Origin of the sequence: Yinghuangia aomiensis, from assembly GCF_039542225.1 — a bacterium.
GTDB classification, from domain to species: Bacteria; Actinomycetota; Actinomycetes; order Streptomycetales; family Streptomycetaceae; genus Yinghuangia; species Yinghuangia aomiensis.
In genome coordinates, this window is record NZ_BAABHS010000009.1 from 1 (window position 1) to 21,274 (window position 21,274).

At 73.1% G+C, this 21,274-nt stretch carries 17 protein-coding genes and 2 tRNA genes; 5 read left to right on the plus strand and 14 right to left on the minus strand.

Annotation, left to right across the window (positions count from 1 at the left end; genetic code table 11):
• Window positions 1-165: 165 nt before the first annotated feature.
• Window positions 166-1,356, minus strand: coding sequence for a CaiB/BaiF CoA transferase family protein (locus ABEA93_RS13800; RefSeq protein WP_345675785.1), 1,191 nt, complete (start codon window positions 1,354-1,356; stop codon window positions 166-168).
• An 85-nt stretch (window positions 1,357-1,441) separates the two neighbouring features.
• On the minus strand, window positions 1,442-2,014 hold the full coding sequence (locus ABEA93_RS13805; RefSeq protein ID WP_345675786.1) for a DUF4383 domain-containing protein: 573 nt from the start codon (window positions 2,012-2,014) through the stop codon (window positions 1,442-1,444).
• 284 nt (window positions 2,015-2,298) lie between these two features.
• On the opposite strand from ABEA93_RS13805, the gene ABEA93_RS13810 reads away from it, so the two are divergent.
• Complete coding sequence (locus ABEA93_RS13810; RefSeq protein ID WP_345675787.1) at window positions 2,299-2,778, plus strand: VOC family protein; 480 nt, start codon at window positions 2,299-2,301, stop codon at window positions 2,776-2,778.
• A 173-nt stretch (window positions 2,779-2,951) separates the two neighbouring features.
• Here the strand turns inward: ABEA93_RS13810 and ABEA93_RS13815 are convergent, their stop codons facing one another.
• Together ABEA93_RS13815 and ABEA93_RS13820 are read right to left on the minus strand one after the other, a co-directional pair.
• Entirely contained in the window at window positions 2,952-4,157 is a 1,206-nt protein-coding gene (locus ABEA93_RS13815; RefSeq protein ID WP_345675788.1) for a cytochrome P450, read from the minus strand.
• 179 nt (window positions 4,158-4,336) lie between these two features.
• A tRNA-Val gene (locus ABEA93_RS13820) sits at window positions 4,337-4,408 on the minus strand.
• A 151-nt stretch (window positions 4,409-4,559) separates the two neighbouring features.
• On the opposite strand from ABEA93_RS13820, the gene ABEA93_RS13825 reads away from it, so the two are divergent.
• Complete coding sequence (locus ABEA93_RS13825) at window positions 4,560-5,303, plus strand: restriction endonuclease (protein WP_345675789.1); 744 nt, start codon at window positions 4,560-4,562, stop codon at window positions 5,301-5,303.
• 42 nt (window positions 5,304-5,345) lie between these two features.
• Here ABEA93_RS13825 and ABEA93_RS13830 read toward each other — a convergent pair whose 3' ends face one another.
• The 4 genes from ABEA93_RS13830 to ABEA93_RS13845 all read right to left on the minus strand — a co-directional run bounded on the left by ABEA93_RS13830 (window position 5,346) and on the right by ABEA93_RS13845 (window position 12,188).
• The gene (locus tag ABEA93_RS13830; protein ID WP_345676033.1) at window positions 5,346-5,723 is read right to left on the minus strand and encodes a Rieske (2Fe-2S) protein; all 378 of its coding nucleotides are present in this window, start codon (window positions 5,721-5,723) and stop codon (window positions 5,346-5,348) included.
• Between the two features lie 159 nt (window positions 5,724-5,882).
• Window positions 5,883-8,756 carry a poly(A) polymerase gene (locus ABEA93_RS13835; RefSeq protein WP_345675790.1) on the minus strand — a complete coding sequence of 958 codons (2,874 nt, stop codon included), beginning with the start codon at window positions 8,754-8,756 and terminating at the stop codon, window positions 5,883-5,885.
• Complete coding sequence (locus ABEA93_RS13840) at window positions 8,756-10,492, minus strand: RNA ligase family protein (protein WP_345676034.1); 1,737 nt, start codon at window positions 10,490-10,492, stop codon at window positions 8,756-8,758. Before ABEA93_RS13840 ends, ABEA93_RS13835 begins: the two co-directional genes overlap by 1 nt.
• Before the next feature lie 232 nt (window positions 10,493-10,724).
• Window positions 10,725-12,188: a Cys-Gln thioester bond-forming surface protein gene (locus ABEA93_RS13845; RefSeq protein WP_345675791.1), complete on the minus strand. Its 1,464-nt coding sequence runs from the start codon at window positions 12,186-12,188 to the stop codon at window positions 10,725-10,727.
• Between the two features lie 333 nt (window positions 12,189-12,521).
• Between ABEA93_RS13845 and ABEA93_RS13850 the strand changes: the two genes are divergently transcribed.
• A complete protein-coding gene (locus tag ABEA93_RS13850; RefSeq protein ID WP_345675793.1) occupies window positions 12,522-12,866 on the plus strand; it encodes an SH3 domain-containing protein in 345 nt (114 codons plus the stop codon).
• Between the two features lie 72 nt (window positions 12,867-12,938).
• Here ABEA93_RS13850 and ABEA93_RS13855 read toward each other — a convergent pair.
• The 5 genes from ABEA93_RS13855 to ABEA93_RS13875 all read right to left on the minus strand — a co-directional run bounded on the left by ABEA93_RS13855 (window position 12,939) and on the right by ABEA93_RS13875 (window position 17,161).
• Window positions 12,939-13,011, minus strand: a tRNA-Arg gene (locus ABEA93_RS13855).
• 44 nt (window positions 13,012-13,055) lie between these two features.
• Entirely contained in the window at window positions 13,056-13,907 is an 852-nt protein-coding gene (locus tag ABEA93_RS13860) for an ABC transporter ATP-binding protein (RefSeq protein WP_425584937.1), read from the minus strand.
• On the minus strand, window positions 13,894-14,952 hold the full coding sequence (locus ABEA93_RS13865) for a taurine ABC transporter substrate-binding protein (RefSeq protein WP_345675794.1): 1,059 nt from the start codon (window positions 14,950-14,952) through the stop codon (window positions 13,894-13,896). Before ABEA93_RS13865 ends, ABEA93_RS13860 begins: the two co-directional genes overlap by 14 nt.
• Before the next feature lie 71 nt (window positions 14,953-15,023).
• Entirely contained in the window at window positions 15,024-15,926 is a 903-nt protein-coding gene (locus tag ABEA93_RS13870) for an ABC transporter permease (RefSeq protein WP_345675795.1), read from the minus strand.
• Window positions 15,923-17,161 (minus strand): LLM class flavin-dependent oxidoreductase, encoded by a 1,239-nt coding sequence (locus ABEA93_RS13875; protein ID WP_345675796.1) that lies wholly within the window; start codon window positions 17,159-17,161, stop codon window positions 15,923-15,925. Before ABEA93_RS13875 ends, ABEA93_RS13870 begins: the two co-directional genes overlap by 4 nt.
• 873 nt (window positions 17,162-18,034) lie before the next feature.
• Between ABEA93_RS13875 and ABEA93_RS13880 the strand changes: the two genes are divergently transcribed.
• On the plus strand, window positions 18,035-19,009 hold the full coding sequence (locus tag ABEA93_RS13880) for a sigma-70 family RNA polymerase sigma factor (protein WP_345675797.1): 975 nt from the start codon (window positions 18,035-18,037) through the stop codon (window positions 19,007-19,009).
• Window positions 19,010-19,665: 656 nt separating this feature from the next.
• The gene (locus tag ABEA93_RS13885; protein ID WP_345675798.1) at window positions 19,666-19,890 is read left to right on the plus strand and encodes a hypothetical protein; all 225 of its coding nucleotides are present in this window, start codon (window positions 19,666-19,668) and stop codon (window positions 19,888-19,890) included.
• 39 nt (window positions 19,891-19,929) lie between these two features.
• On the opposite strand, the gene ABEA93_RS13890 is transcribed toward ABEA93_RS13885, so the two are convergent.
• Window positions 19,930-20,547, minus strand: a complete 618-nt coding sequence (locus ABEA93_RS13890; protein WP_345675799.1) for an SAF domain-containing protein — start codon at window positions 20,545-20,547, stop codon at window positions 19,930-19,932.
• Window positions 20,548-21,274 lie beyond the last annotated feature (727 nt).

Sequence of the window (21,274 nt, forward strand, 5' to 3'; positions counted from 1 at the left end):
CAAGTCCGCCCAGTCGTCGTCGAGTTTCACGTACAGTGCGATCGCGAGGGTGTCGAGGTCTGTCGTCACAAACGGATCCTGGACACCCTCGCTCCATGCCCGCAGGCATTCGGAAAGACTCGTCTAGGACACCGCCCAGCCGGTCGGGTCATGGCCGAACGTCGGCTATGCCAGGCCGAGTTCGCGGCGGATGGCGGCGCCGTGCTGGTCGACCGCCGGGATGGCGCCCATGGCCGCTTCGCGGCCGGGCACCGTCACCGGCGGCAGCAGCGCGCGCAGCGGCCCGGCGGGGGAGTCGACGGTGCGCCAGCGGTCGCGCGCGGCGAGCTGCGGGTGGTCGGCGAAGCCCGCCATGTCGCGCAGCCGCGCGTTGGCGATGCCGGCGGCATCGAGCCGGGCGAGGACGCGTTCCGCGGACAACCCGCGGAACGCGTCGGCGATTTCCGCGTCCAGCGCGTCGCGGTGCGCCAGCCGGTCCGGATTCGCGGCGAAGCGCGGATCGTGCTCCAGGTCCGGGCGGCCGAGCACGTCGCGGCACAGCGCGCCCCATTCGCGCTGGTTCTGCACGGCGAGGAAGACCTGGCCGTCGTCCGCGGGGAACGGGCCGTAGGGCGCGATCGTGGCGTGGCGTGCGCCGCTGCGCACCGGCGGGACGCCGCCGTACTCCGTCCAGTAGAGCGGGAAGCCCATCCACTCGCCGAGGGCCTCCAGCATCGACACGTCGAAGCGGCCGCCGCGGCCGGTGTGCGCGCGTTCGTACAGGGCGGTGAGCACACCGGTGAACGCGTACATCCCGGACGCGATGTCGGCCACCGCGATGCCGGTCTTGGCCGGTTCGTCGGGGCCGCCGGTGATCGACGGGAGGCCCGCTTCGCACTGGACGAGCAGGTCGTAGGCCTTCTTGTCGCGGTACGGCCCGGTCGTGCCGTAGCCGGAGATCCCGCACACGATCAGCCGCGGATGCGCGGCGGTCAATTCCTCCGCGCCCAGCCCCAGCCGCTCGGCGGCGCCCGGCGCGAGGTTCTGCACGAACACGTCGGCGCGCGCGAGCAGCGCGTCGAGCACCGCCCGGTCCGCGTCCTGCTTGAGGTCGAGGGCGATCGACTCCTTGCCGCGGTTCAGCCACACGAAGTGACTGGACAGGCCGTGCACGACCCCGTCGTACGACCGCGCGAAATCGCCTTCGCCCGGCCGTTCGACCTTGATCACCCGGGCCCCGAGGTCGGCCAGCTGCCGGGTCGCGAACGGCGCCGCGACGGCCTGTTCGAGCGCCACCACGGTGATCCCGGCCAGCGGCAGCGCGGCGGCGCCCGGGTCCGCTGCGGGGCCCGGACCGGTGCGGGGGTCGGCTGCCATGGGGCCTCCTTGAAGGGCGCGGGTGCGGTGTCGGTACGCGAAAGGCCCGGGCGCGGGATACACGCCCGGACCCGCCATCATCTGCTCAATGCGCCCCGACGGTGCTCCCCGGGGTCCCCGTGCCGCCCGCGCCGCGGGTTGCGCCGCCGGGTGCCCCCGTGTGCTGCCGCTGCCGGACCGCGTCCTCGTGCGCCGCGCGCCGCGGGTGCCGGGACCGCCAGTACGGGTTGTCGTGCGGTAGCGCGCTGCCGACCCGCCCGTACATGCCGAAGGCGAGCAGCGCCACTCCGACGGCGAAGCTGAAGATCACGTTCGACATGTGGAAGCCGAGGGGGTTGTTGCCCCGTCCGATCAGCGCCGTGTGCACGAAGCCGCTCAGCACGAACCCGATGCCGATCACGATGTTCAGCGTCGACGCGAAGTTCCCGCCGCGGACCGCGCCGGTGACGAGGATCAGGCCGACGACGATGGACAGCGTGCTCAGCGCGCCGTTGGTGGAGAGCCCGGCGACGTCCTTCCCGGTCGTCCCGAAGAACTTGACCGTGTCCACGAGCCCGAGGATGCCGAAGACCAGCAGGAACACCCCGACCGCACCACCGCCGAAGCGGTACACCTGGCTCAGCCGGTGATCGACCGGCAATTCGTCTCGGAGCTTCATCGGACACCTCCCGGTCGTCCGCCGCGCGGATCGAGCCCTCTGCCGCGCGCCTATCCGGATTCCGCCCCCTCTAACGATGGTGGTCCCGGGAACCCGCCCGCGCCAGGCCGGACCGCCTCCCGCGATGGCCGGGCGCCGCGCCGGAAGGCGGAAAGCCGCGTTCCGGATGCTCTCGAACATTCGCGGACGCGTTGTTACCGTGCGCGGACAGCTGACGATCCGTCAGTGGAGCTGTCTTCCCAGTTCCCGCCGTTCCAGTTTCCGCCGTTCCAGGGAGTACGCGCATGACCGACGCCACCCAGCCCAGCTCCGCCCCGCTCGACGGCGACGCCTACGGGGTCTCGCACATCGGCCTCTGCGTGTCCGACCTGGCGCGCTCGCTGCGCTTCTACTGCGACGGGCTCGGCTTCGCGCCGGTCATCGCGTACGAGATCGGCGACGAGGCGGCGGCCGCGCTGGAGGTGCCGACCCCGGTCGCGCTGACCTCGCAGATGATCGCCAAGGGCACGCTGATGATCGAGCTGCTGCACTATGCGTCGCCCGGCGTGATCGGCACCCCGTCCGCGCAGCGCCACCAGCTCGGCCTGACCCACCTGAGCTTCCTCGTCGAGGACGTGGACGCCGCCGCGGCGCGCCTGGTCGAGTACGGCGGCACCGTCGTGGACAGCACCCGCACCAGCATGAAGAGCGAGACCGGCAGCACCGAGATCGTCTTCCTCGCGGACCCGGACGGGACGCGCGTGGAACTCATGAAGCTCGGCTAGCCGCGGCCGAACGCGCCGGCCCCGACTCAAGCGGGGGCCGGCGTTCCGGTTCGTGCGGAGCGGTGGTCCGGACCGGGCGGCGCACAGCCGCCCGCCCGGACCACCGTCCGTCCCGACCGCCGCTCGCGGGCTCCCGGTTCCGCGGCGGCAGCGGGGTCTGGAGGGGCGCGGACTCAGCCGCGCGGGACGAGGTCGACGTACGCCTCGCGGATGCCGTGCACGAACGCGTTCGGCATGTCGACGACCTCGGTGCCCGGAGTGAGCCGGATCGCGTCGACGCGCTTCAGCAGCTCTTCGAAGAAGATCCGGATCTCCAGGCGCGCCAGCGGCGCCCCGAGGCAGAAGTGCGTGCCGAAGCCGAACGTGATGTGGTCGTTGGGGGACCGTGTCACGTCGAACTTCTCCGGGTCGGCGAACACCCGCGGGTCGCGGTTGGCCGAGCCGTACATCATGACGACCTGGTGGCCGTCCGGGATCACCGTGTCGCCGACCCGCTGGTCGCCGACCGCCACCCGGCACATGTTGTGGATCGGCGTGACGTAGCGGATGAACTCCTCGGTGGCGACCGTCAGATCGGCGCCGCCGCGGATCAGGTCCCACTGCTCGGGGTGGGCGATCAGGTTGAGGAACGTGCGGGCGATGACCGTGCGGGTCGTCTCCGCGCCGCCGTCGAGCAGCAGCAGGCAGTCGCTGATCACCTCGGCCGGGCCGATCGGCTGCCCGTCGATGCTCGCCCGGGTCCACGTGGTCATCACGTCGTCCGCCGGGCAGCGCTTCTTCTCCTCGAACAGCGCCAGGCCCGCGGTCGCGAACTCGCCCACCGCGGCGTGTCCGTCGTCGTTGCGGTAGCGCGGGCCGCCGCCCAGCGCGATGGTGCGCTCGGACCAGTCGCGCAGCAGCGGCCACTGGTCCTCGGGGAAGCCGAGGAGGCGGCCGATCATCATGGCGGGCAGCACCGACGCCAGGTCGCCCACCACCTCGACGGTGCCCTTGGCGACCGCCGCGTCGAGGATGTCGACGCACACCGTGCGGACGTGCTGCTCCCACTCGCGGACGCCGCGCGGCGTGAACCACTTGCTGACCAGCTTGCGGCGCTGGTTGTGCAGGGGGTTGTCCAGGCCGATGATCGCCGGGTCGGCCGGCATGTTCGGGCGGTAGCCGCCCTTCGTCTTGTCCGAGTTGACGAAGTGCTCGCTGCGCGCCTCGACGTCCTTGAGGTCCGCGTAGCGGAAGATGCCCCACAGTTCGTTGCCCGCGTCCCAGGCCACCGGCTCGTGGTCGCGGAACCAGGCGTACGCGGGGAACGGGTCGCGCGCGTAGAACTCGCCGTCCAACAGGTCGAGCGCGGGGCGCGGGGTTGTGGGTGCGGTGGCGTCCATGGGCAGATCGAACCACGGATCCGAGCCTTTTTACAGACTAAGTCAAGTAATTCGTGGGGCCCCCGGAGCGGGGGAGGGGGTGCGGGTGGCGGAGCCCCCGCGTCGCGGCGAAGCCGCAATAAAGAACGAGGGCGACCCGGTCTGCGCTTTCCGCAGACACAAGTCGCCCTCGCGCGAGGTGGGCGATACTGGGTTCGAACCAGTGACCTCTTCGGTGTGAACGAAGCGCTCTCCCACTGAGCTAATCGCCCGCAACAGGGACCAAGGATACGCGTAACGGCGGAGTGGTCCGCAACCCGGTTATGCCTGCGTCTAGGTCCCCCTCGTCCGCGCCCCTTTGCACTACGTTCGATACTCGTCCGAACGGGTGAAGTCACGGGTGAAGTCACGGGGGAGTTGCGAGTGAGTACCGCACGGCGGCCGACACGCGGCAGTACGCGGAACCGGCCGCGGCGGACGACCCGCTCGCGCGTCCCGCGGCAGCGCCGCTCCGGCGGCGGTCCCCGCCCCGCGCGGCGCCCCCTCGGCCGGGCCCTCGCCCGGTTCTACGGCTACCTCACCGTCGCGTTCTGCGTGGCCGCGGGCGTCGCCGGATATCTGCGGGCCTGGGAAGCACTCCTCGGCGTGTGCGCGGCGGCCGCGTTCCTGGTGGCCGTGGTGCAGGGTTACCGCTGGATCCGGTCCGGGATCCGCGGCGCCGCGCGGTCCGCGCAACGCCGCATCGCGCGCTCGCTGGCCGCGGTCGACGCGATGGACGGCACCGCGTTCGAACACCACGTCGCCGCCCTGTGCGAGCGCGACGGCTGCACCCAGGTGCGGGTCAGCGGCGGGGCGGGCGACCTGGGCGCGGACGTCACCGGGCGGCTGCCCAACGGCCGCTTCGTGGTGATCCAGTGCAAGCGCTACGCCCCGGACCGCAGCGTGGGCAGCCCCGACATGCAGCGGTTCGTCGGCACCGCCCGCCCCGTGCACCACGCGGAGGTGGCGATTTTCGTGGCCAGTTGCCGGTTCACCGGCCCGGCCCGCGACCTCGCCCGGGGGCAGCGCATCGTGCCGGTGGACCGCGACCTTCTCGGACTGTGGATGAACGGCACCCACCTGACCTCGATCATCGCGATGACCGCCACCAGCACGACCCGCGCCTGACCGCCCCCCTGACCACCCGGGCCGGCCGCGGCCGAAGGCCCGTCAGGCCAGCGTGATCTGGTCGCCCGTGACGGTGATCTGCTTGGCGGGCAGCGGACTGGGCGCCGGGCCGGCCTTGACCGCGGCGTCGGTGATCGAGAAGGCGCTGCCGTGGCACGGGCATTCGATCAGCCCGTCGACCACCTGGGAGACGGTGCAGCCCTGGTGTGTGCAGGTGGAGCTGAAGGCCTTGAACGTGCCGGCGGTCGGCTGGGTGACGACGACGCCCTGGCTCTCGAAGATCTTGCCGCCGCCGACCGGGATGTCGGTGGTCTTGCCGAGGGCCTGTCCGGACGCACCGCCGGACTTCTTGCCGTCGTCGCTGCCGCAGGCGGTCAATGCCGCGCCGCCTGCCACCACCACCGCGGAAACCGCCAGCATCTGCCGCCGTCCGAGCGTGTTCTCGCCGTCCACAGGCCCTCCCTGGGCGTTCGTTCTCCGGACTCGCCGTGCCCGCGGCCCGAGGCCGCGCACGCCGTCCACACGTACGAGAACGAGGAACGGTTCGACGGGGGATGCCCCGGACGGGTGACGCGCCGGTCAGCGCAGGGTCGGGACGTTCCCTCCGTCGACGACCGCGGTGTCGGTGCCGGGCAGGTCCTTGGCCCAGTGCCGGGCGGTGTCGGCAACGGTGTCCGCAGGCAGGGGAGTGCGGCCGAGGCCGATGGCGTAGCGGACTTGCGTCGGGGCGGCGTCGTACGGGCGGGGCCACGCGTGGACGCCGTAGGCGCCGAGGCCGTCCAGCGCGCCGAGCAGGCCGCGGACCCGGCCGCGGAAGCGCCCTTCGGCGACGGCGAGGGCCGTCGGCGAGTCGGCGCGGACCGTCACGGTCAGCCAGGCGGCGTGCCGGGCGTGCAGCGGCGGCGGGGCAAGCAGGTCGGGCCACGGGTCGGTGCCGTCGGCGAGCGCGGTGTCGAGGATTTCCCAGGCCCGGTACAGCTCCGCGGTCACCAGGTCGCGGCCCGCCGCGGAGACGTGCTGGGTGCAACTGCGCACAGGGGCGGTCGGGGTGAGGACGGTCAGCGGTCCCGGTGCGGGCGCCGTCGCGGCAGGTGGGGACAACGCGACCGGCTCGGCCCAGTCCCAGGACGCCCAGTCGCCGAAGAACTGGCGGAGCCTGGCGTCGGATCCGAGGGCCGGGGCGGTCGCGGCGGTGCGGGCGGCCATCAGTGTCCAGGCCAGGCCGCTGAGGCCGCCGAACGGGGCCGCGTCCAGGCCGCGGGCGCGGGCCCAGGCCTTGACGGCGCGGACCAGCGCGGCGGCTTCGTCCGCGACGCCGGCGGAGGCCACCGCGCCGCGTACCGCGTCCGCGTCGGTGACCGCGCTCAGCGCCACCGCGGCGTCGTCGCCCAACTCGGCGCGCCGGACCACCGCTTCGGCGGGCGCGACGGTGCCGGTTCCGACCAGCAGCACGTCCACATGCAGGGCGCCGACGGCGAGCCGCAGGCCGGGGACGCGGGCGCCGACGACCGCGCGCACTCCGGCCGCCTCGGGTAGCGCGGCGGTGATCCGGCGCTGGACTTCCGCGGCGTCGACCTGCCCCGGCAGTGCGGCGACCAGGTCGAGGTCCGCGTTGGCGAGCGCGAAGCGCATGCGGCGCGAGCCGAAAGTGTGCACAACGCCTTCGGGCAGTGCGTCGGCGATGCGTTGGGCGACCGCCGCGGCGGCGTGGTCGGCGGCGGGCGAGGCGTGGGCGGCCTCGGCACCCGGGCCGGGGTCGGCAACCGCGCGGACCTGGCCGGTGCCGAGCGCGACGGCGGCGCGGACCCGCATCGGCTCGCTGCCGCGGCGGGACAGGACGACCAACTCGCCGACGCCGAGGGCTTGGTCGCCGAGTCCGCGGAGCTTGGCCGCGGACTCCGTGGCGACGCGCTGCGGGTCGCGGCTGCGGCCCAGCGTCAGATGCGGGGTGAAGCCCTCGTGGCGGCCGCGGCAACGCGGGAAACGGCGGCGCAGTGCCTGGTGCAGGTCGTGCCACCCCGCGGTGTCGCCGGACGGGTCGAGCCAGACCGTGGCGTCGTCGCGGTGGCCGAAGGTGTGGACGCCGTCGAGGCGGACCTCGAAGGGCGCGACCTCGGCGGCGGCTTCGGCGAGGAGCGGGAGCGCGCGGTCGAACTCCGCCTCGGCGACGAATCCGAAGAGCACGTTCACGTGCGGCGGCCAGCGGTGGATCGCCGGGTCGTGCGCGGTGTGTACGTCCTGGATCGTTGGCCACACCTCGTCCGGCGGCAGCCACGCCACCGCGGTGCGGGCGGTGGGCGGCGCGTCCAGGACGCTTCCCGCGGCCACGTCCGCGGACACCAGCGCGACCGCGACCCCGTAGTGGTCCGACACGAACAGCCCGTCTTCGCCCGGGACATCGCCGATCAGTCCGGCGGACGCCGGATGCAGGCCCGCGCCCGGGCCGGACCCGCCGACCTCCCGCAGCAGCACGCGGTCGAGACGCTGCGCGCGGCCGCTCAGCGACGACAAGGCGGCCAGCGGGTTCGCGCCCGGGTCGAAGGTCGGCGTGCCGTCGGCCGGGCCGCGGACCTCCGTCCAGGCGTCGCGCATGCCCAGCGAGACCGCGGGAAGGTCGGTGCCGTCGTTGAAGTCGCCGAGCAGCACGGCCTCGCCTTCGACATCCGCCAACGCCTCGGCGAGAAGCGTGAGTTCCTCGTTGCGGCGGGTCTTCGCGCTCTCCGTGTGATTGCTGGTCAGGTGGGTGGTGGCGACGACCAGGGGTCCGGACGGCGCGTCGACGGTGATCGCGAGGGCGGCCTTGTGCGAGCCCAGCACCAGTTCGCCCGTCTCGCGGACGGGGAAGCGGCTGAGTAGCAGGAGGCCGGTGTCGTCCACGCTCTGCGGGCTGCCCGGGTCGGTGGTCAGCGTGTAGGCGGCCCGCACCCACGGGGCGGCGGCCAGCAGGGCGACCAAGTCCGCCTCGACTTCCTGCAGCGCGATCACGTCGGCGTCGGCCGCGCGCAACGCGTCGAGCAGCGCCGGGCGGCGGCGCGCGGTGTCGAGGCGCTCGCCGTCGTAGCGGTCCCACAAGGTGTTCCAGGTCAGGACGCGGAAGCCGGCCGCCGTCGACGGAGCGGCTTGCGGGGCTGCGTCGGCCTGCCAGGCGCGGCCGTCCCAGGTGAAGAACGGACGCGCCGTGAAGTGCCGGGCGCGCAGGCGGCGGGGTGCTCGGGCCAGGCCCGCACCGGTCTTGCCGACCACGTCCACGCCCGACTCGCGGTCCCACACCCGCTCGCCGTCGGCCTCGATGAACACCACGCGGTGCCACGGGATCTCGCCGCCGGGGACGAACGCGGGCAGCGGCACCCGCTTGGGCTCCTTGCCACGGCGGCTCACGCCCAGCACGAACCGGGCCGGGTCGAACCGCGCGTCCCAGCGGACCCGGTGGTAGATCTCCTCGCTGGTACGCATCAGTCCTCCGCGCCGCCCGACAACCCGTCGGTGTCGTCCACCGTGCCTTCCGCCCCGATGTACCACGTCCGGTGCGCCTCGCCGGGGTACGGCGGCGAGAACCGGTGCGCCTGCGCATCCAGCACCCCCGCCGGCACCGCGTGGTCCCGCGCGCCGTTGCGGAGCGCGGCGGTCGTCCCGTCGACGAGCATGACCGCGTGCGTGACCAGCGCGTCCCGGCGGTGTGCCACGCCGTGCACGGCCGCGCGCTGCGGGCGGACGAGCGAGGTGGCATCCCATACCACTGTGCCGCCGCGGGCCAAGGCGGCGTCGAGCCGGTCGAGGGCGTGGCGGAGCACGTCGCTGTTGGCCCGCTGGTCCGCGCGGGCGCCGCGGTCTTCGCGCAGGTCGTCGAGGCCGACGACGGTGTCGACGCCGGGGATTCCGCGGGCGAACCGGCTCTTGCCGCTGCCGGACGGGCCGACCAGGTGGATCAGCCGCGGGAACTCTCCGGACCGGTACCGCCATGTCGCCGCCACCGCGCCGTCGGGGCCGACGACGCGGCCGTCCGCGTGCAGCGTCCGGGCATCGGCCCAGCAGCGGTCCGCGGCGTCCGGCGGGAGGTCGGCCAGGACCGTGCGGATGCCGCTTCGGAGTCCGGCGAGCGGGTCCTCGCCGAGCAGCCCGGCGTCCTCCGCGACCAAGGCCGACCAGTCGACCTGCTCGCGGGCCTCGTCCGCTTCCGGACCCTGCTCGCCGCCGAGCGCGGCTTGCGCCACCGCGTGCAGGACCCCGAGGTCGGCGGCGAATGCCATCCGGGTCAGCCCGGCGCGCCGGTGCTCGTCGGGGAACGGATGGCGCAGCCGTTTCTGCAGTCCGACGAGGTCGGCAACACGCCGGGCGAGCGGCATGCCGAGGACGACGGGCAGGCGCCGGGCGAGGTCGCCGCGGTGGCCGCGGTGCAGGTACGCGGCGAGCACGCCCGCCAGGCGGGCGTCCCCGGTGCGGCCGAGGCCGTCGAGGCGCGCGGTGGCGTCGGCGACGTCCGGTCGGCCGGCCGGTTCTTGGATGCCCAACACGCGCTCCAGTGCCGGGAGATCGGGTTCCGCGCCGGACCGGACGTCCCACAGCGGCGCCTGCGGGCCCAGGCCGTTGGGCACGACGTCCGCGAACATCCAGTGGGTGTCGGTCTGCACGTGGCGTGCCCGTACCCACTTGGCGACGCGGTGTCCGAACGCGTCGCGGGGGAAGCCGTCGACGGTGCGGACGACGTAGCCTTCCTGCCGCTGCGTGTCCAACGGCAGTTTCCGCAGGGCGCGTTCGTCGAAGACGCCGCGCCACAGCACCGGCGGTACGGGAATGCCGAGGCGGCGCAGGAACCGGACGGTGGCGTCCCAGGGCAGGCAGCGGTCGGCGGCGTCCCAGACGGAGAAGCCGTAGAACCAGCTGTCGAGGGCGTCGTAGGCGAGCGAGTGGCGCGCGTACATGTTCTCGCCGCAGATGCGCCATCCCGCGGGGATCCCGGCGCCGACCCGGCCTTGCAGGCCTTTGACCCAGGCCCGGGACGGGTGGTGCGCGGAGTCGACCGAGCGGGCGTGCAGGCCGTCGGCGTAGAGCGTGGTGTTCTCGCCGTCGAGCTTCTCGGTGACAACGACTTCGCGCCCGATCAGCCCGGCGAGGTCCCCCGCCCGCACATCGTCCGCGGTCGCCCCCGGCGACCAGGGCACATGCCCGGTCCGCGGATACGCCACCCGCACCACAGCTCTTCCCCCAGTCTTCCCGCCGGACCGTCACCCACCGGCACCGCACGTCGAATTCCGGCCCGTCGACTGTAGGAGCGCGGGGGCGGGGGTCTCCAGCGAATATCGGGGCCGGGGCCTGTACCGCCCGACGCAGGCAGGGCCCGCCTCGGTCACCGAGGCGGGCCCTGCGCTGTACTCGTGGCTACTGGGCTACCGGGCTACTGGGCTGACGGGTTCGGCCTACTCCTCAGACCGCGCGGTTTCCCCCGGCCCGGCGCTTGACCAGAAACACCGCGCCGCCGCCCGCGAGCAGCAGACCGCCCGCGATACCGGCCAGCAGGCCGTTGTTCGAGCCGGAGCCGCCGGTCTCGGCCAGGCTCGGGCCGCTCGGGCTCGGCTGCGGCGCCGTCGTGGCGGGCTGCTCTTCCTGGTCCTCGGCGGGCTGGTTCGGCGTCGGGACCTCCTCGTCGACGACCGGCGGCGGGGTCTCGCAGTCCCGCTTGCCCGCGAACGTCTTCTCGAAGCCCTCCGGGCCGGTCACCTTCACCGTGTAGTCGGTGTCCTCGGCGACCTTGACCACCTGCTTCTTGGTCCCGTCGGCGGGGACCGTCACCTTCGTGTCGCCGACCTGGAAGTCCGCGGGCGCCTTGCCGGTGTTGGTCAGCGTGACGACCAACCCGCCCTGTGCGCAGTCGATTTCACTGGTCGCCCCGGGCACCGGCTTGGGCTGCGGCGCCCACGTGAACGAGCCCTTCGCGCTCGCCTTCACCTCGGACGCGCCCGCGCTGATCAGCGTCTGCGTGTCCTTGCGGTCCTTGCCCACGAAGACGCGGCCGATACTGATCGCCGTCTTCGTCTCGGCGGTGACCTCCAGCTTGCCCGCGGCCGTACCGGCCGCGACCTTCGCGTACAGCTCGGTGCCGTTCTTCGCGTCCGCGACCGGCTTGCCGTCCTTGCCGACGAGCGAAACACCCTCGGGCGCCTGGCCCTTGACCTTGACGGTCACCGGGCCGGCGGCGTTGGTCGCCACCTTCAGCGGGCCGATCGGCTGGTCGCCCGGCGCGCCCTGCGCGGCGTTCGGCTCCAGCCGCAGCGACGGCTTGGGCTCCTCGAGACCGGTGTTCTTCGCACCCGTCAGGTACGTGTACAGCTTGAGGATCTCGGCGGCCTGCTTGTCGCCCTGCTGGTTCTTGCCGGGCAGCTGGGCGCCGTTGCTGTAGTGCCAGATCGCCGCCTGCGCCGCCGCGACCGCCTCGGGAACGTCCAGCTGCCCCTTGGCGATTCCGGCCGCGCCGGCCAGCGAGTCGAGGTCGCCGATCTTCGGGTACGAGTTGTTCAGCACCCAGTTGATGCGCCGCGTCTTGTCCGAGTCGTTGAGCCAGGAGTCGCTCCACGACCCTTCCCGGTACTCGGACGCCGCCTTGATCTTGGTGGCCAGGTCGATGCAGTAGACCTTGACGACGTCGCCGTCGGCCTTGAGCTTCTTCAGGTTCGTGACCGGGTGGCGCCACTCGAACGCCCCCGGCTTGCCTTCCACGGGAACCTTCAGCCAGACGCTGCCCCGGGTCCCGTCGACACTGCCGTCGTACTTGGCCGTCGTCCCGATCTCGGCCGTGGCCGTCCCCGCCGTGAACAACAACGCCGCAACCGTCGCCCCCGCGACCGCCGCGGCCGTTCCCGCACGGGACGCAGCCCGATGTGCCAGCACCATAAAAGAGACTTCTCCTCGCGAATCGAGGCAGCCCACGCCTCCCTAGGCCCATCCGCCCCAGGACGCCCATAAGCCACCCGCGCCTACCCTCTGCCGCCGCCGGGCGGGGGTCTATTACGGGGAACGCGAATCTGCCGCGCAATCGGGCGAGTCGGGATGAGCCGCCGCAACCGGGCTGGGAGCACGGCGACTTGGTGGCGTCCAAGACGCCGGTACGACCGCGTGATTCGGCTATCTGCGGCCGTGGTCATTCGCCAATGATGTGCACACCGCACTCAGCGTAGGGCCCACGCTGCGATCTGCTTCCAAGATCAGCCTTCCAAGGAGTCCCGGATGAAGAAGTTCGGCCGCAGGATTGCCGCCGCGACGGCCACGGTGTCCTTGTTCGTGGGGGCGGGCATCGCCCTGGCGCCGTCGGCCTCCGCCGTCGACAACTCGCTGTGCAATTGGAGCAACGACAGGGACCACGCCGCGAAGATCACCGGCAACAACGTGAACCTGCGCAAGACGAAGGGGATGGACAAGTCCCCGATCCTGCGCGTCCTGCAGAAGAACGCCAAGGTCACGGTCTACTGCACGGGTGTGGTCTACGCCGACCAGGACACCCAGTACTGGAAGTACCTGAAGCACAACGCGACCGGCATCAAGGGCTGGGTGCTCGCCAACTACGTCTCGTGACGTCGTTCCGCCGATCCTGTGCATGAAACACAAAACCCCAGGTCAGAGGCTATCTGACCTGGGGTTTCCGTGTGCCCCAGGCAGGATTCGAACCTGCGACACCCGCTTTAGGAGAGCGGTGCTCTATCCCCTGAGCTACTGAGGCTTCCGGGACAGGGTAGCGGACGGCGCGCGAGGGCCGGTTCCGGTTTACCGGGCGGCGGGGCCGCGCAGCGCCGCGGACAGCTCGGCGCGGAGGCGGGCGAATTCGGCCGTGCCGCGGAGGGCGGGCACGTCGGTATCGGCGTTGCGGGGCAGGGGAATCGGGAGGTCGGCGGCGATCCGCCCCGGGGACGCGGCCATGACCAGGACGCGGGAGCCGAGCAGGACCGCCTCGTCGGCGGAGTGCGTGACGAAGACGACCGTGGTGCGGGTCCGGGCCGCGAGCGTGCGCACTTCCTCCTGGAGCCGTTCGCGCGTCAGGGCGTCGAGCGCGGCGAACGGTTCGTCGAGGAGCAGCAGGCGCGGCTCGGCGGCGAGCGCGCGGGCGATCGCCACCCGCTGCTGCTGGCCGCCGGACAGCTCCCATACCCGGCGGTGGGACATCCCGGGAAGCCTCACGCGGTCGAGCAGTTCCTCGGCCCGGGCCGCGCGGTCCGCGTGCGGGACGCCGTGCCGCGCCAGGGCGAAGGCCAGGTTCCCGCCCACGGTGCGCCACGGGAACAGCCGCGGCTGCTGGAAGACGACGCCGACGCCCCGGCCGGGCACCGGCGCGGCGCCGTGCACCCGGGCGGTGCCCGTCGTGGGCTGCGCGAAGCCCGCGACGACGCGCAGCAGGGTGGTCTTGCCGCAGCCCGACGGGCCGACCAGCACCGCGAACTCGCCTTCCCGCACGGTCAACGACACGTCGGACAACGCGTCGACCGGCGCGGTACGGGCCCGCCGGAACCTCCCGCCGCCGTCCCCGAACCGGACCGTCACCCGGTCGACGGCGACCACCGGAGCACTGTCGGACTCCGCGGCGGCGGCCGTCCGCGGCGCCGGCAGCTCAGCCGCGGGCACGGGACAGCTCCTCGGCAGCGAGCGCCGCCGTGAACACCGACGGATCCGGGACCGCATCGATCTTCTGCTGGCTCTTCAGGAACACCGCGGCGTCGTGCAGGTTCTGCGCGAGCTTCCCCGGCGCGCCCGGCGTGCCCAGGTAGTCCGCGCCGGCCTGCTCGGCGGCGTCCAGCAACACCAGCTGCTTGAGCTGGGTTTCGGCGTCGGCGGGGCTGATGTTCAGCTGCTTGGCGATGGACGCCGCGGCCTGTGCCGGGTCGGTCTTGGCGAGCTTGACCGCCTGGTCCTCGGCCTTGAGCCACGCGGTGACGACCTCGGGGTGGTCCTTGGCGAACTTGTTCGTCACCACCCCGAGATCCGCGGTGCGCTTGCCCTGGTCGGCGAGTTGGCGGCTGGTGACCAGCACCTTGCCGTCCTTCTCCAGCTCGCCGAGCGTGGGCGTCCACGTGTACGCGGCGTCGATGTCGCCGCGCTTCCACGCCGCGAGCGCGTCCTGCGGCTGGAGGTCGATGACGTTCACCTTGGCCGGGTCCACACCCGCGCCTTGCAGCGCGGCCAGCAGCGAGTAGTGCGCGGTGGAGCCGAACGGCGTGGCGACCTTCTTGCCCGCGAGCTGCTTGATGTCCGTGATGCCGCCGCGCGCGACCAAGGCCTCGTTGTCGCCGATCAGGTCGTGGATCCACAGCACCTTGTAGGGGATGTTCAGCGGCGCGGACAGCCCCTTCGTCACCGGGCTCGACCCGGCAAGCCCGAAGTCCACGGAACCGGCGATGACCGCGGTGTTCACATCGCCGCCGGAGTCGAACTTGACCCACTTCACGTCGGCGTCCGGCAGCGCCTGCTCCAGCAGCTTGCGGTCCTTGACGACCAGATCCGCGTTGGGGATCTCCTGGTACGCGATGCGGATGGTGACTCTGCCCTTGCCGCCGGCGCCTTCGGACTTGCCGTCGCCGTCGCCGCCGCACGCGGTGAGCGAGACGGCGAGCACGGCGGTCACGGCGCTCGCGGCGAGCGACAGGGCACGGCGGCGGGGGAATGCGGGCATGGCGACTCCTTGGGAAGACGGGGGACGGGGGTGACAGGGGTGAGAAGACGCGCGAAGAGGGACGGGCCGGCTCAGGCGCGGCCGCGCCAGGGGACGAGCAGGCGTTCGGCGCCGCGCAGCAGGGCGTCCAGGACGATCCCGGAAAGGCCGATCGCGATGATGCCGACGATGACGACCGAGGTCTGGTTGTAGCGCTGGGCGTCGCGGATCATGCCGCCGATCCCGGGCACGCCGTTGATGGTCTCGGCCGCGACGACCGACGTGTAGGCGACACCGACCGCGATCCGGACCCCGGTGAGGATCTCCGGCAGCGCGGACGGCAGCACCACGCCGCCGAGCGTCGACCAACGCCGGGCCCCGAGCGCCCGGGCCGCTTCCAGCAGGTCCCGCGGCACGCCGCGCACGGCCGCCGCGGTGGCCGCGGCGATCGGCGGCAGCGCGGCGATGACGAGCAGCCAGATCTTCGGCGACTCGTCGATGCCGAACCAGATGACCAGCAGGCTCAGATAGGCGAGCGGCGGCAGCGTCCGCAGGAACGTCACCGCGGGCTCCAGGACCACGGCCACCGGCCGCAGCAAGCCGATCGCGACGCCGAGTGGGACGCCGAACAGCACCGCGTACCCCGTCCCGATCCCGATCCGGCGCAGGCTCACGGCCAGGTGCTCGATCAGCAGATGGTCGCCGTAGCCGCGGACCCCGTCGTGCGTGGTCGAGGTGAGGATGAACTGGTGCCAGACCTCACCCGGCGACGGGACGAGGACGCGCGGCCACACTTCCAGCACGACCACGAGCTGCCAGGCGGCCAGCAGCACCCCGAGGGCGACGAGGCGCAGGGCGGCCCAGTGGAGGGGCTTCCAGCGGAGGAGGGCGAGGAGGCGGGAAGGGGTTGGGGCGGGGGCGCGGGCGGGGGTGTGGGGGGTGTCGGTGGGCGGGCCGGGGGTGGGCGGAGCTGCGTCTGCCGTGCTGGCGGTCATTGTGCGGGTCCCGCGTCCGCGGCTTTCGTGGCACCGATCAAGTCCCCTACCCGTGGCACGACTTCCTCGCCGACCCGATAGGCCTCTTCCAGGTGCGGATAGCCGGACAGGACGAACTCGTCGATGCCGAGCGCCCGGTATTCGGCGAGCCGGGCGGCCACCTCGTCATGCGACCCGACCAGCGCGGTCCCGGCGCCCTCGCGGACCAGGCCGATGCCCGCCCACAGGTTGGGGGCGACCAGCAAGTCTCGAGCGTGGGAAGGGGTTTCGCCTTGGTGCAGGGCGGTCATGCGGGCTTGGCCGGTGGAGTCCATGGCGGCGAAGCGGGTCTGGGACGCGCGTACCGCGTCGGGGTCCAGCCCGGCCAGGATGCGCTCGGCCTCGGCCCATGCCTCGGCGGACGTGTCGCGGGTGATGACGTGCAGGCGCAGGCCGAAGCGGAGGTCGTCCCGTCCGGCGTTGGCCCGCAGCCGGTCGATGCGCTCGGCGAGAGCGGACGGCGGTTCACCCCAGAGGAGTTGGACGTCGGCGCGACGTGCCGCGACGGCCTCGGCGGCGGCGGAAGCGCCGCCGAAGTAGAGCGGCACGGGGTGTTCGACGGCCGGATCGGCCAGCTGGGCGCCTTCCAGGTGGACGTACGCGCCCGCGACGTCGACGCGTTTGCCGTCGAGGAGCGCCCGGAGCGCGGCCATGTACTCGTCGGTTCGGGCGTAGCGCTCGTCGTGCGCGAGGTGGTCGCCGTACGCGCGCTGCTCGGCGGGGTCGCCGCCGGTCACCACGTTGAGCCGGAGCCTTCCGTGAGCGAACTTGCGGAAGGCATCCGCCTGCTGGGCGAGCAGCGTGGGACTGGCGAAGCCCGCGCGGAACGCCACCAGGAAGCCGATGCGCTCGGTGTGCTGGGTCAGTGCGGACGCCAGGATCCACGGATCGACGCACCCCAGGCCGACCGGCGTCAGCAGCGCCGCAAAGCCGGCCTGCTCGGCGGCCTGCGCCACCTGCGCGAGGTAGCGCAGATCGGCGGGACGCCGGGTCGCCGCCCGAGTACGGCCCTGGACGGCGGTGACCCCGCCGGGATCCCGGCCGTCACCGCCGGTGGGGAGGAACCAGTGGAAGACGGGGGCCGCGGGGTTGTCGTTGTCCTCGGGCCCGCGCCCGGCTTGGTGTTGTCCGGGCTCGTGTTGTCCAGGCTCGTGTTGTTCGGGCTCGTGCGCAGGGCGGGCGGGGGTGGCAGGCATGCGGAACCTCGGGGGGCTGGGTCGCGAAGCGACGGCGAAGTCGTCCGGAGGGTGAGGCGGGGCGGGTGCGGGCAGGCAGGGACGCCGGGCTCGGGTGCGCGACGGGGCACGGCCTCATGCGGCACCGCACGGTGCTGGGTCGGGCTGACGGGGCCTTGTCGGGTGAGCGGTGCCGTCGTCGCGGGCGCGGGAGCGGCGGTGTCGGCGGCCCGGAACCCGGCTGCCGGCGTGGGGGATCAGAGGGAGCGTGCGGGGTCAGCGGTGTGCTGCGCACGTACGCGCGCATCGACAACCGTCAGACGTGTTCCTCGGGGGCGACGCTCCGGCGTCAGACGCGGGCGGCGCGACAACAGCGCCGGGCATCGGCCGCGCCCGGACACATCATGGTCGCGACACGCAGCAGGTCCACGTGGCGACGGGAGATGAGTGCGGGGGCCATGCGGCGATGATGCTGAGCCGCGCCGGAGTGCGGCAAGCACGGACCGCATGCTGGTACGGAATCCCGCGATACGGACGGCTGATCTCCGCATGCGGACACTCGGGCCCCCTGCGACGGTTTTTCGCCACAGGTGCGGATGCCCGGCGCGGGGTCGGGCAGGAACACGGAGAGGCTTTCGGCCGTTACCAGGTCAGAGCCCCGGGGAAGGCGAGGCGGCGCGGAGGGCGGACGCGTCGGCGCCGTCGACCGTTGCCGGATTCGGCGGGTGGCAGGAATGGGCGCGCCGCGTGCGGGAAGCCGGGGCGGGGTGCACAGGCCCCATCAGGGGGCCGCCGAGCGGCCAACCTATCGAGAGTACACCTGCGGACGGAATATCACAGGACCATCGCTTGTTGGGCAAATACGACGAACGCTAAGGAAAGCGAGGGTCACAGATGCCGACCACACGGGGCGTTGCCCGTCAGGGAGCCGATCGGGTCGCAGCCTCGCGCACGCGGAAGGCCGCGGACGCGGAGCGCGACACGGTCGGCGTGTACCTCGACGAGATCAGCCGTACGCCGCTGCTCGACGCTGCGCGCGAGGTGGAACTGTCGCAGGCCATCGAAGCGGGCCTGTACGCGGAACACCTGCTGGAAGAAGACGCGCTGCCGAAGGGCACATCCGAGGGCGAACTGAGGGCACTGGTCGACGAAGGGCACCGGGCGAAAGACGAGTTCATTCGCGCGAACCTCCGCCTGGTGGTGTCCGTGGCGCGGCGCTACCCGCGCAGCGGCATGCCGTTCCTGGACCTGGTGCAGGAGGGGAACGTGGGGCTGGTCCGGGCGGTCGAGAAGTTCGACTACCTGAAGGGCTTCAAGTTCTCGACCTACGCGACGTGGTGGATCCGTCAGGCCATCACCCGCGCGATGGCGGACCAGGCGCGGACCGTACGGCTGCCCGTCCACCTGGTCGAGGAACTCGGCAAGATCCGCCGCGTCCAGCGCGAGTTCGCCCGCGACCACGGCCACGAACCGGAGTTCCCGGAGATCGCCGCGATCCTGGGCAGCACGCCGGAGCGTGTCGCCGACGTCCTCGGATGGGCGCGCGACCCGATCAGCCTGGACAGCCCGGTGGGCGACGACGGCGAGACCGAACTCGGCGAACTCGTCCAGGAAACCGACCCGGTGACGCCGGAAGACGTCGCCCTGGCCACCATGGAGCGCCGCCAGATCGCCGACCTCGTCGCGCACCTGGACACGCGCACGGCGACCATCATGAAGGCCCGCTACGGCATGCTCGACGGCAAGCAGCACACGCTGACCGAAGTCGGCAAGCAGCTCGGCCTCACCCGCGAACGCATCCGCCAGATCGAGAAGCAGGCCTTGGTCGAACTCCGCCACCTGGCCACCGAACAGGGCTTGGCCGCCTGACCGACCAGCACCACCGCACCCAGCACCACCGCACCCAGCACCACCGCACAACCCGCGCCCGGGAGATCTCTCGGGCGCGCGGTGTTGTGTGTGGGGGACGTCGGACGCCGCGGCCCAGCCAAGGCCGGGACCAGCCTGGCCGAACCGCCACTCGGCCCCACCCGCCACCCCCCCGCCTCCTGCTCCCGCTCTCTACCTCCGCCTCCGGTCTCCTGCTCCCGCCCCCCACCCCCACCCCCGCCCCCCGCCTCCTGCTCCCGCCCCGCACCTCCGCGCCCCGCACCTCCGCCTCCGCCTCCCGCCTCTTTTGCGGCTTTCGGACTCGGCTGCGTCGGGCTGGGTCCGCGAGGTGTAACGAGGGCAGCGGCTGTGGCCGATGAGCCGCCAGCCGCCAGCCGCCAGCCGCCAGCCGCCAGCCGCCAGCCGCCAGCCGCCAGCCGCCAGCCGCCAGCCGCCAGCCGCCAGCCGCCAGCCGCCAGCCGCCAGCCGCCAGCCCGCCGCGCCGCTGTGCGAACGTCTCCAACCCGCCCCCGACCTCGTCCCGCGCCACCGCCGCCCCCGGCTCGTCCGCGAGTTCCGTAGCCTGGGAGTCCTGAACACGAGCCGCCGGGAGCCGGCGTGCTCGTCCTCACACCGAACGAATCCGGAGCCTTCTCATGGCCGACCCCGCGCGTCCCGCCGACGGACCCGAGCCGTCCGCGGACGCGGCCGCGAGCGGCACGCCCGCGCGCAAGCCCGCCGCGCGCGACCGGTTCGGGTGGGACGACCTGCTGCCGGACCGCACCAGCGACGAGCGTGACGCGACCTGGGGCGAGAGCCGTTCCCACGACGCCGCCGACATCCGCCGGTTCCTCGACGAGAAGCCCCCGCACCACCTGTAGCCGCCCGCGCGCACACGCATCACCGCCCGCGCGACCGCCTCACTTGGCCACCCCCACCCCGCTGGTGGACGTGTGTATGACGTACGTCAGCGGCGCCGTCGCCGCGGCCCCGGCCAAGACCGCCGCGGTATCCGGCGGGACGTCCAAGACGAGCAGGCCGCCGACCCGGTCCGGCCCGCCGTCGGGGCGGGCCAGCACCGTCGCATCGCGCGCCACCACGCGCGCCGGGGCGGGAGGGCCGCTCGGCCGCACCGCAGTCGAAATCGACACCGCGTCGCCCGGGGGACCGGCCAAGACGTCCACGCGATCGCCCGGGCGCAGCAACCGGGCCGCTTCCGCGTCGGCGAAGCGCACCGGGAGCGCGACGCCGCCCGGCGAGCCGCGCAACTGCGGGCCCACCAGCCGGACATCGGTGATCGGTTCGCCGCGCCGCACCGCGGCGGCGAGGGCACGGCCGCCGGTGTCCGCGGCCTGCCGCAAGGCGCGCGTCGGCACGAGGTCTGCGGGAAACCGGGCGACCCGGACGTCGCGCGGTCCCGGCACCGCCCCGGTGTCCAGATCACGCGCGGCCGTGAGCACCGGGACCGTGTGCGGGCCCGGCGGACGCGCCACCGCCAGCGCCGCCGCGACGGCGACCGCGGCGCAAGCCGCGGCCAACGGACGCCGATACCGTGCGACCCACCGCCGCACCACCCGGATCCGCCCCCGCGCCGACGACGGACTCGGCACCGAAGCCCCACGCGGGCCCGCGCCCCCGAGCCGCCCACCTGCCCCGAACGACGACGTGCTACGGACCATGACAACCCCCGAGTCGGATACGCGGACGCCCGGTCGCGCCGCGAATCCAGACTGCGGGTCCGGCGCGCTCGCACCGGACGAAAAACCCCACGTTGTGGATAACCACAGCCTGTGGACAACGGGATCACGCGAGTGAGTGATTGCGGCCCGACGACGGCTGTGCACACGCGCGGACGACAGAACCCCGGACTCGTTCGGCAGGCTCGTGAACGGCCGCTGGACGAGCATGTCCGCGGCCACCGCCACGTCGCGCCCGTGGGGGATCCTGGGGCGGCGATCGCCCCAGCCGCGAGGCGTCCGGTCCGCGGAGGGCAGGCACAAGCAGCCGACCCGCGGTTCCCCGGGGCACACCCGACGCCCCGGCCACCGGACACGGCCTACGCGCCCCGCTGTGGGCGACACCGGCCGGGCAGCCGCCGCCGCGCTTCAACGCCCCCACTTCAAGGCGCCCTCACGGACAGACCTGGCGATGCTCCAACGGGCACCACGCGCACCGCCACGTCGCGCACTGCCACGACACCCCACGCAACCCCACCGCGATCGGTCGCCCACAGACGTCGAAATCAACGCGCCCATCCCCACGAGC